Source organism: Vibrio sp. 03_296 (genome assembly GCF_002265885.1).
Window position 1 is genome coordinate 1 of sequence record NZ_NPKW01000215.1, and the last position, 679, is coordinate 679.

Genomic DNA, 679 nt, shown 5'->3' on the forward strand with positions numbered 1-679 from the left:
CGCTCTGCTTGATTCGCTGCGAAATTGCCTTGATGCATCTCTTTCATTTGTGCACGGTTGCTGCCACGCATCGCATCCAACTGCTCTTTCTGCGCATCGGTCAGGTCCAATTGACGCATCATGCCGCGTTCCATTCCCATGCCACATTCGCCATCAGGCCCTTTGTGATGGCCTTTACCGCCACCAAAAGCAAAGGCGCTGGCAGTACCTAGTGTTAGTGGAAGGACAACAGCAGCGAGTACCATTTTTTTTTGCAAGTCATAATCAATTCCTTACTCATGTCGGTGGTTCATTTGAGCTGTTCTCACAGCGCTTGAGTGTAGAATACAAACTGCAAGGTAAAGTGACGTATAGAGAGCGTAAAGTATCGTAAAGAGCGACTTTGCTCCTCTCCCTTCGGTCATTTCACAGTAATATTAAAGAGAACTGCTAAAGAGAACTGATTGAGAGAAAGGCCCTACTATGGCAAAACATCCTGTTTGATTGATGACGACACCCGAACTGACGAGCTTACTGACGGAAGTCTTAAGCTATGAAGGCTTTAATGTCACCGAGGCGAACGACGGTGAGCAGGGTTTACAAGCCTTATCGGCAGAGATTGATTTGATCTTACTCGATGTCATGACTGCCCAAAGCTCAATGGCATTGATACGTTGAAGGAAGTTACGTGAACAGTGGR

1 protein-coding gene and 1 pseudogene are annotated in these 679 nt (G+C 46.9%); one reads left to right on the top strand and one right to left on the bottom strand.

The features are described from left to right. Positions 1-245: Spy/CpxP family protein refolding chaperone (locus CIK04_RS23485; RefSeq protein WP_176463413.1), on the bottom strand; the 245-nt coding region annotated here is incomplete at its 3' end. A 234-nt stretch (positions 246-479) separates the two neighbouring features. Between CIK04_RS23485 and CIK04_RS23490 the strand changes: the two are divergent. Beyond that, a pseudogene (locus CIK04_RS23490) lies at positions 480-651 on the top strand (response regulator); the annotation flags it as partial. Positions 652-679 lie beyond the last annotated feature (28 nt).